This window comes from Methyloceanibacter sp. (assembly GCF_041573655.1).
Taxonomy (GTDB): domain Bacteria; phylum Pseudomonadota; class Alphaproteobacteria; order Rhizobiales; family Methyloligellaceae; genus Methyloceanibacter.
This window is the reverse complement of sequence record NZ_JBFFQD010000069.1, coordinates 1-8,293: the sequence shown is the minus strand read 5'-3', so window position 1 is coordinate 8,293 and position 8,293 is coordinate 1. Positions and strand designations below refer to the sequence as shown.

The window sequence follows — 8,293 nt, the reverse complement described above, 5'->3', positions numbered from 1 at the left end:
GATCCATGTTGGCCAACCAGTCGTTCGCGGTGCGTGCGTAGTGCCTCCCGTTCCAGCGCCAGGTCTCAACGACTTTGAACGGAGCGCCGAACGCACCGATCAAATCGTGACTGGGCATGATGCCACCGGTGAAGAAGTGCTGCGCGATCCAGTCGTTGGGGTCCTCGTGGTTGAACCGATAGGGCACGCGAGCATGGCTGAACACATGAAGGAACAGGAGGCCATCCGGATTGAGCCATGGCCGCACGCGCGACAACAGCTCGGGCCAGTTTGAGACATGCTCGAACATTTCCACCGAGATCACGCGATCGAACGTCTCGCCGGGATCGAACGCGTTCACATCCGCGGTGACGACCTGAAGATTGTCGAGCGCGCGGGCCTTTGCTAGGCCTTCGATAGAGGCTCGCTGGGAGTGTGAGTTAGACACGGCGAGGATCGTGCTTTGCGGCAGCCGCTCGGCCATGAACAGCGAAAGCGAGCCCCAGCCGCAGCCGAGCTCCAAAATTCGCATGCCTTGATCGATCCTGGCGCGGCGGAGCGTCTCGGCCAAGGCCAGTTCCTCGGCCTCGGCCAAGGTGGTGTCGCTGCCCTCGTAGAGACAGCACGAGTATTTGCGCCGTGGACCCAGCACGAGCTCGAAGAACTCGGCCGGCACCTCGTAGTGCTGCGCGTTGGCCGCATTGGGGTGCGCGGCGATGGGCCGTCCCAACATGGCTTTGGCGAAATCGCGCGTTGCCGCCTCTCCGTCATCCGGCAACGAAGCCCGCGTCCGGCGAACAAACGTCTCGATGGCGAAGCGCGTGATGGCATCGGGGACCGGTATATGATCGGCAATCCGGGTGGCCGCGGCTTTGAGGCTCATGCTGGGCTCCTCTCGGTGTTGCGCGGTGGCAGCGGAAAGAAGACGCTCGTACGCTGCTGGTAAGCGCGATATGCATCGCCGTGTTTGGCCACCATATGCAGCTCGAGCGGTGGGACACCCGAAACGTGGACGAGAAGGCCATACATGAGGGCGGGGCCTACAAGCCCAAGCCAGCCCCACGGATACGAGCCGCTGAAGTCGATGGCGAACATGGGGAAGGCGAGCCAGAACATCCACTCGAAGAAGTAGTTGGGATGCCGCGACCAGCTCCAGAGGCCGATGTCGCAGACGCGCGCGCCTTCTTTCCGTGTCGCAACGAAGCGGCGAAGCTGCCGGTCCGAGAGTCCTTCGCCGGCAATGCCGGCGACGATCACAATCAGACCGAGCCAGTCCTGCACCCGCGAGAACGGGGCCGGGTTCTGCGCGGCGACGAAGATGGTCAATGCCAGGGGTAGCGAGGCAATCGCTTGCTGCTGCAGGAACACGAACAGACGCCTCGGGGCCTCCGCACCCCAGTCGTTCATCAGAGCGGCATAGCGAGGGTCATCGGCGATCGTGCGGGTCCGCTGCACGATGTGGGTTCCAAGCCGAACACTCCAGGCGGCGACAAGCGCGGCGACGATGGTCTGGCGCGCCGTTGGCCCGTCGCCTCCCGGTAGGACCAGGAGCGCGGACGCAGCGCCGACCGCGCCAAGCCCGAAGGTCCAAGCAGCGTCAACAAACCCGCTGTTTCCTGTCCGCCGTTGCAGGAGCCATCCCCCCGCCATGATCAGGGACATGGCCGCCATTTGCAGCGCCGCCACCCACAGGATGAACGTTAAGCTCAAGCCGGCTACCTCCTGACAAGCGCTCTCTATGCGCGGGTTACGCGAACAGTGGCCGCCCGGATCAATTCGGCAAGGGCAGATGCCACAGGCGTCATGGGTCGCGATGAGCCAGGCGCTAGATAGAGTCCCGCAACGCCTTCACCAAGTCGCTCGAGACGGCCGCCAAGAGCTTCAATGACGCGATCAAAAGCTAGCGGGATTGCGGCTACGCGCCGTTCAGTCTTCCGAGATCGCCACGCCCCATGGCGCGGTGCCGGTCGGGATCGACTTGACGACCTTCAGGCTGTCGACATCGATCACCGACACGTCGTTGCTGTTGCCGTTGGTGGCAAACAGGAGTTTCTGGTCTGGCGTGAAGCCGAGCTGCCAGACCCGCTTGCCCACGAGCAGATAGTCTAGGACCTCGTAAGTCTTCGCGTCGATGACGGCGACGCGATTGGCGGGGCCCAGCGCCACGAAGGCCTTCGTGCTGTCCTTGGTCACGCGCACGCCCACGGGCTGGATGTAGATCTGCTGCACGCCCGGAATCTCGAACTTGATGACCTTGATCACTTCGCGCGTTTGCGCATCGATCACCGTGACCGAGCCCGCCAATTCCGAGGTGACCCACAACTGCTTCCCGTCCGCCGTGAACTCGGCGAAACGTGGCCGCGTGCCGACAAGCACGTTGTCGGTGATCTCAAAGGTTTCCGTATCGATGAAATGGGCCATGTTAGTCGTCTCGGACGTCACAACCACCGTCTTACCGTCCGGGCTAACGCCGACGCCTTCGGGTTCCACGCCGACCTCGACTTCCGCGAGCACTTCCTTAGTATTGAGATCGACCACGGTGAGGAGGTTGTCGTCCTCGTTGGCGATATAGACCGGGTTGCCGGACGGGTGCAGGTTGAGCAGCTCCGGGTCGGGTCCGGACGGCAGGTCCGCCACGATCTCCCTTGAGTCCACATCGAGCACTTGCACGGTGTCGTCGTCGCTGGCGCAGACGAGGACGCGGCGGCCGTCCTTGGTCAAGATGATGCCGCGTGGCCGCTGCCCAACCGGGATCGTCGTCAGCACTTGCAATGTCTCGCTGTCTATCACGGTCAGCGAGTTACCTTTTTCATTGGAGATGTAGACCGTGTAGGCGTGCGCGGGCATCGTGAATGCGGCAAGCGCGGCGGCAAATGACAGAACTTTCACGGCGTTCGTGTTCACGGCGTTCTCCCGGCGGTTCGGTCTCTTATTGGAGCTGACATTTGCTCTCGGGCTCATCGATGCCAAGCGTATCGGTTTCTTCGTGCTCATGCAGAAACCCCTTCTGCGGCGATGTCGAAACCGGTAGCTCCGCGCCGGCGATGATAAGGGGCTGACGAAGTTGGCCATCCCATTTGCGGAACGTCACCTTTTGCCCCTTGAAGGCGGCGAGATCGAACCTATCGCCGCGAATATAGGTGTTGATGGAGGCATACGCGCCCGAACTGGTGCGCGAGGCCGCTTCGCCGATGGCGCGCACAGCGATCCAGGCTTGGTGATCCAAAGGTAGCATGAACCGGTCTGCAAAACGCTGGAAGCGGTTTTGCATCTGCGTTGCGCCCCATTGCTCATGCGCCGGATGCCAACTCTTGGCTTGAAGTCCTGCCGTGCCGGCGACGGGACGCGGGTCCCAAGTCCGAAACGGCAGATACGGGCCAAAGATCTCCCGCTGGTCTGCAACAATCAGCACGTCGTAATGGGGCGCGCCTTGCGTGAAGACAGGCATCTGGAGTTGGATCATCTGCTGGCCGGTATCAGTGCGCCGTGCGCCCGGTGTCGCCTTGTAAGGTCGCTCCTCGACGATCGTGGCGCCGAAGCGTTTCGCCGAGCGGCGGATTGCTTCGAGATAGGCTTGGTCTTCGGGGAAGGGGCCTTTCGCCACAAGCCAGCGCGACCACTTCTTCCAAACGAGATATTGCGCAAGCGCGTCCGCAAGCATGGCGAGATCGGGCGCGGTGTGAAGCACGTTTGCCCGGCAGTCTTCTTGGCGCAGACGGATATCGGGTGCGCTCACATTGAACAGAAGTACGTCTTTGCCTTTGACGGCGTCTGAGAGCTTGAGCAGAACGTCCGCCGGCGCATCGACCAGCACAAAGTGATGACCGGCTTCGACCAGCTTCTTGAGAGCGGCGACGGCATTGCCACCGACCGGCACGCGTTCGACGTCGAGTGTGAAGTGCTGGTTGGTGAACTTGCCCGTGGTGTTGTTGTCGCGCAGCGCGATTTTTGCGCCCGCGACGCCCAAATCCTCAGGCTTTACGTTCAATCGCGACAGGGGAACGAATGGCTCCAGCTCCTGTTTCAGGTACCCAATGGAGACCAAAGTGGACTCTGGCGCGCTAGCGTCCGAGGCCCGTGAGGCCCCGCCTTCGGTGGCATAAAGAGGCGCGGGGGCCGACAGTAGAAATCCGAGGAATCCTGCAAAAAGCGCTCTTGACCAAAGGTGTCCGAGCCAACGGGTTGTCCGGCGCGCTGAGCTTGAGAGCCGACCGGGCCATTGGAGTGGAACAGGATAACCTACTGACACAAAAAGACTCCTTGCGGACGTCTGCGCGGCAACCCACCCGCGGTTGGAAGTGAAGTGTAGCCGCTCCAAGCCGCTGTACGTAGCAACTTCGCCGGGAAGTGTTGGCAGAATTCGCTGCGAATACGAAGTCCGAAGTTGGAGATCAGGCACAGATTTATTGACATTTTCCAAGGTGGCGCGCACGCTCCCCCTGCCAAGCCCGCCTGGAGCTGCCGGCCGGAAACGGTCGGCTTAAAGGGCTTTTGTTTGTTCCAAAGGGAGGAAAATATGCGGAGCTGTAAAACAGCCGCCACAATTGCTGGTGCGCTAATAGTGAGTCTTGCCGGAGCTGGAGTGGCTCTGGCCGAGGAGAAAGTCGCAACAACCACGACCAAACCCGCACCTGTGCCAACAGTGACGCAGGAAATGCTCAGCGGAGCGGCGACAGACACGAAGAACAATCTTCACACCAACCTGAACTATGACCAGACCCGGTACTATCAGGGCAAGCAGATCAACAAATCCAATGTTGGCAAGCTTCGTCCGGCCTGGATCTTCCAGACCGAAGTCGTCGAGTCGTTGGAGACAACCCCGATTGTTGTCGACGGGGTGATGTATGTCACTACGTCGTTCAACCACGTCTACGCGATTGACGCGAAGACCGGCGAGCAGTTCTGGCACTACAAGCACAAGATGGGCCCGGTTACGACCTATTGCTGTGGTCCAAACAATCGCGGCGTCGCCATCCATAAAGACAAGGTCTATATGGGCACGCTTGACGCTAAGCTCGTTGCGCTTGACGCCAAGACCGGCAGCTTGGTTTGGGAGACGCAGATCGCTGATCCCGAGCTAGGCTACTCGGAGACGATGGCGCCAACCGCTGTCGACGGGAAGATTCTGATCGGCACCAATGGTGGCGAATACGGGATCCGCGGTTTCGTCCGCGCCTATGATGCCGAAACGGGCAAGCTCGTGTGGAACTTCCATACGATTCCTGAAAATTCCGTCGGTGTTTGGGCGACGCATGATGCCACGGGTAAGGACATGCACCGCGACATCGCGGCCGAGAAGGCAGCGCTCAAGAAGTTGGGCGATCCCTATAAGACCCTCGGTGGCGGTGTGTGGCAGAACCCGGCTGTCGATCTCAAGACGAAGCGAATTTTCTTCGTCGTCGGCAATCCGTCGCCTGATCTCGACGGTTCTATCCGTCCGGGCGACAATCTCTACACGGACTCCTTGGTGGCGGTCGATCTCAACACCGGGAAGTATGTGTGCCACATGCAGTACATCGCTCATGATGTTTGGGATCTCGACGCAGTGAGTCCGCCGATCCTCGTCGATGTGAAGGATAAGGACGGCAAGATGATCCCAGGCGTCATTCATGGCGGCAAAACGGGTAACGTCTATGTCCACAATCGTGATGACTGCAGCCTCATCCGCTTCTCAGAGGCCATGGTCGATCAGACTGGCATGTGGACATTGCCGACGGCTGAAGGTGCCAAGATGCTTCCGGGCGCCAATGGTGGCGTGGAGTGGTCGCCGATGGCGGTCAATCCCGATCTGGGTCTGACCTACGCGGTCAACCTTCATCAGCCGATGACCTATCACGTCGAGAGCTCGCCCTATCCGGGCGGCAAGCTCTGGCTCGGTGGCGCCTTTAAGGTGATCCCGGGTTCCGATCAGTTCGGCAACGTGACGGCCGTCGACTACAACACCGGCAAGATCAAGTGGCAGAAGAAGACGCCGCTCCCGATGATGGGCGGTGCGCTTGCTACTGCTGGCGGTCTGGTGTTCACCGGTGAAGGCGACGGTTGGTTCCGCGCCTACGATGCCGAGAGCGGCGACGTGCTGTGGTCGTTCTTTGCGGGTGCTGGCGTCAATGCGCCGCCGGCGGCCTATTCGGTGGGCGGCAAGGAGTACATCGTTGTTGGTGCAGGTGGTAACACCCAGATCGACTTCAAGCGTGGCAACAACATCATCGCCTTCACGGTCGATTGATAGCGTTTGCCTGCTGAACGGTTAGAATAGCTGAGGACGGAGCGCCTAGTGTGCTCCGTCCTTTTCACGACGGCAGGTAGGGTGTTATCTGCCACACACCTTTGTGAGTGTTATCCAATGCATAGAAAAACTGATTACCGTCACCGGCCGACCCGTTACCTGATTGCGTTGGCTGCGCTATTGACCTTGGGCGGGGTTTCGCACGCACAGGAACAAAGCATCGAGCAGACCATCGCGACCTGCCAGGGCTGTCATGGAGCAGAGGGTGTTCCGGTCAGTGCGGATATTCCCGTTCTTGCCGGGCAGGAGTACTACTATCTCTACGTGCAGCTTAAAGACTACAAGTCAGGTAGCCGCGCCAATCCCATTATGAGCCAAATGGTTCAGAACCTGAGCAAGGATGACATGAAGGCGCTGGCCCAGCATTTTTCGGAACAGCCTTGGCCGAAGGTTGCGGCTGAACTGGATGACAGCAAGGCAAGCAAGGGCAGCAGCGCACTTGCGGCCGGGCAGTGTTCACAGTGTCACAGTACTTACCAGGGCGACAGCCGTGTGCCCAGGCTTGCGGGACAGCAAGTGGTCTACCTGCAGCAAACCATGAAGGACTTCAAAAACAAGGTCCGCAAGAATTCTCCGGCCAAGGGGTCCCTGATGGACTCCTTCAGCGAGGAGGACCTCGAAGCCATGGCGCATTACCTGGCCGGCCTGTAGCTCCAATTGTCTCGGTTGCGGCCGCTCGGCTACTGCGCGTCCGCCAGCTTCTCGCGCAACGCTGTCAGCGACGTGAGGTCGGCCGCCGTCTTGCCCTGATCGTCCTTCAGGCTCTTATCCGCGCCGCTCTCGAGCAGCACGTCGACGACGGCAGTGTGATTTAGCTCCGCCGCGATCATGAGCGCGGTGCGGCCGCGATTGTCTCGATCGTCGACATTGGCACCGCGATCCAAGAGCAGCTTCATCACCTCCACGATGTCCAAGACGCCTGCTTCGCTCGAATAGCCTGCCGTCCACATCAACGCGGTGAGATTATTGCCGTAGCGCGCATTGATGTCGACGCCGCTGTCGAGAAGGAGCCGGGTGACCGGTAGAAAGCCGCGCCCCGCCGCGTAGACGATCGCTGACTTTTTCGTGGCGTCGATCCAGCTCGGATCGGCACCCTGCTCGATCAGGTAAGCGGCAATCGGTTCGCTCCCCATATAGGCGGCCGCTGCGAGCGGGGTGATACCGCTGCGACCGGGAAGATCCACCTTGGCGCCTCGCTCCACCAGGAGTTTCACGACCTCCAGCCGGCCGTTCTCCGCGGCCTTAAAAAGCGCGGTTGAGCCGTCGAGATTGCGCGCATCGATCGGCGCTCCGTGATCGAGGTAAAGCGTCACAAGTTCGGGCTGTCCCGACGCGGCCGCATGGGACAGGGGCTTGGCCCCGAACCGGTCGCGCGCCTGGAGCGAAGCGCCATCCTTGAGCGCCAGGCGGGCTAGCGCCTCGCAGCCCTTGTCCGTGGCCGAGAAGAGCGTGTTGTTGACCTCGACAGTGCTCGCACCCTGCGCGATCTGCGCGTAGCCCTGTTCGAGGTTCAGGCAGGCACGGCGTTTGGCGGCCGAGGCATTCTCAGGCAGTCCAATCAGGCAAACGAGGGTGAGCGCGCAGCTAAGGCGAACAAGAGACATTGGGGTCCTCCAGAATGCGTTATTATCGCCTGACGGTCGCGCGCGGCGAGCCCGTTTTGCGATTAATGGGAATTCACCAGGGCGCACCTTGCCCGCTCTACGGCTCTTAAGTCACGGACTTTGTGGTGAGGGTGTCAGGTCGGCTGGAAGCCAATTCTGGCGAAGCCACTGGCGATCCATGATACAACGACACAGCGCAGAGTTTGGCGCGCAATGCCGATTTGTGCCTGGTGGGTGAGGGAAGCTCTGCGGCGGCAGGGGCGGCAACCGAATGTCCAATGGCAAAAGACTCGTTCTGATCGTCGACGACACTCCGACCAATATCACGGTGATATCGGGTGTCCTGAAAGATCAGTATCGCACCAAGGTCGCGACCAACGGTGAGAAGGCGCTTGCCATTGCCACAGGCCCGGAGAGGCCGGAT

General features: G+C 60.7%; 7 protein-coding genes. 2 read left to right on the top strand and 5 right to left on the bottom strand.

Translation table 11 applies throughout. From position 1 onward, the window contains the following. The 4 genes from ABY454_RS11535 to ABY454_RS11520 all read right to left on the bottom strand — a co-directional run. The coding region (locus tag ABY454_RS11535; RefSeq protein ID WP_372930822.1) for a cyclopropane-fatty-acyl-phospholipid synthase family protein at positions 1-862 on the bottom strand (862 nt) is incomplete at its 3' end. Continuing rightward, the gene (locus ABY454_RS11530; protein WP_372930821.1) at positions 859-1,689 is read right to left on the bottom strand and encodes a DUF1295 domain-containing protein; all 831 of its coding nucleotides are present in this window, start codon (positions 1,687-1,689) and stop codon (positions 859-861) included. The genes ABY454_RS11535 and ABY454_RS11530, both read right to left, overlap by 4 nt. A gap of 216 nt (positions 1,690-1,905) precedes the next feature. After that, a complete protein-coding gene (locus ABY454_RS11525; protein WP_372930819.1) occupies positions 1,906-2,883 on the bottom strand; it encodes a PQQ-dependent catabolism-associated beta-propeller protein in 978 nt (325 codons plus the stop codon). Positions 2,884-2,908: 25 nt separating this feature from the next. Then, positions 2,909-4,102, bottom strand: a complete 1,194-nt coding sequence (locus tag ABY454_RS11520; protein WP_372930823.1) for an ABC transporter substrate-binding protein — start codon at positions 4,100-4,102, stop codon at positions 2,909-2,911. Between the two features lie 438 nt (positions 4,103-4,540). Here ABY454_RS11520 and ABY454_RS11515 point away from each other — a divergent pair, with 438 nt between their 5' ends. Next, on the top strand, positions 4,541-6,205 hold the full coding sequence (locus ABY454_RS11515) for a pyrroloquinoline quinone-dependent dehydrogenase (RefSeq protein WP_372930817.1): 1,665 nt from the start codon (positions 4,541-4,543) through the stop codon (positions 6,203-6,205). A gap of 117 nt (positions 6,206-6,322) precedes the next feature. Further along, positions 6,323-6,916, top strand: a complete 594-nt coding sequence (locus ABY454_RS11510) for a cytochrome c (protein ID WP_372930815.1) — start codon at positions 6,323-6,325, stop codon at positions 6,914-6,916. A gap of 29 nt (positions 6,917-6,945) precedes the next feature. On the opposite strand, the gene ABY454_RS11505 is transcribed toward ABY454_RS11510, so the two are convergent. Beyond that, on the bottom strand, positions 6,946-7,869 hold the full coding sequence (locus ABY454_RS11505; protein WP_372930813.1) for an ankyrin repeat domain-containing protein: 924 nt from the start codon (positions 7,867-7,869) through the stop codon (positions 6,946-6,948). Between the last annotated feature and the right edge of the window lie 424 nt (positions 7,870-8,293).